This is a genomic window from Streptomyces aurantiacus (assembly GCF_001418335.1).
In the GTDB taxonomy this organism is placed as follows: Bacteria; Actinomycetota; Actinomycetes; order Streptomycetales; family Streptomycetaceae; genus Streptomyces; species Streptomyces aurantiacus.
In genome coordinates this window covers 1-1,133 of record NZ_LIPP01000333.1, presented here as the reverse complement: position 1 = coordinate 1,133, position 1,133 = coordinate 1, and the positions used below count along the sequence as shown (strand labels likewise).

Here is a 1,133-nt window from a genome sequence, read left to right as displayed (position 1 = left end):
CCTCGTACGAGGACTCCCTGCGCGACTACATGGGGGCCGCCATGCATCGCGTACACGACCTGATCGAGGAGCGGACCGGGAAGCGGTTGCCGGTCGACTTCGACGATGTCTTTCACGGGCGGGTGTTCGCCGCCTTCGAGCGGGAGCTGGAGCCGGTGCCGGGAGTCGTGGAGGTGTTGGAGAAGCTGGCCGCGGACGGGGTTCCGTACTGCGTGGCGTCGTCCGGGAGCCATGAGCGGATCCGGGTGGGGCACCGGAAGACCGGTCTTGACCGGTGGTTCGACGACGAGCGCATCTTCAGTTCGCAGGATGTCGGGCGGGGCAAGCCGGCGCCGGATCTCTTCCTGTACGCGGCCGCGCGGATGGGCGTACCCCCGGAGAAGTGCCTTGTCGTCGAGGACAGTCCGCTCGGGGTGCGGGCGGCCGGCGCGGCGGGGATGGACGTCTACGGCTTCACGGCGATGACACCGGCCGAGCGGCTGGCGGGGGCCGACCGGCTCTTCGGGGAGATGAGCGAGCTGATCGCGCTGCTTCAGAGCTGAAGCTGAGGGAAATTCATCTTCTGATCGGTCTACCCACGGGTAAGCCTGAGCCCTACGCTGAGCCGCCATGACCGACGTACTGCGGCGTGGCCGGGCTTCGCTGGCGTTCAGCTTCTTCGCCCAGGGCGTCGCCTTTGCGCTGCTCGTGACACGTATCCCGGCGATCCAGGACCGGTACGGGGTGTCGGACGGGCTGCTGCCCGCCTTCCTCGCCGCCGTGCCGATCCTCGCCGGGGTCGGGAGCGTCTGCACCGAGCAGCTGGTGAAGCGGGTGCCACCCAGTCACGTACTGCGCTGGTCCCAGCCGGTCGTGCTGCTTGCGCTGCTCGGCGTGGGGGCCGGTGACGGGCTGTGGGCGCTCGGGCTCTCGCTCGCCGCCTTCGGGCTGGCCGTCGGCGCCCTCGACGCGTCGATGAACATGCTCGGGGTGAGCCTCCAGCACACCTACGGGCGCAGCATCATGCTCGGTTTCCATGCCGCGTACAGCCTCGGCGGGATCATCGGGGCGTCGCTCGCGTGGGCCGGGGCGCACTGGGATCTCGCGTTGTTCGTGTCGTATCTGCCCGTCGTGGTGGTGCTGCTGCCCGCCGC

The 1,133-nt window shown here is 69.5% G+C and carries 2 protein-coding genes; both read left to right on the top strand.

The features are described from left to right. Positions 1-542 (top strand): HAD family hydrolase (locus tag AOK01_RS33840; RefSeq protein WP_055518456.1); only part of this gene is annotated, 542 nt, incomplete at its 5' end. Between the two features lie 67 nt (positions 543-609). Further along, positions 610-1,133: MFS transporter (locus AOK01_RS33835; RefSeq protein WP_483855255.1), on the top strand; the 524-nt coding region annotated here is incomplete at its 3' end.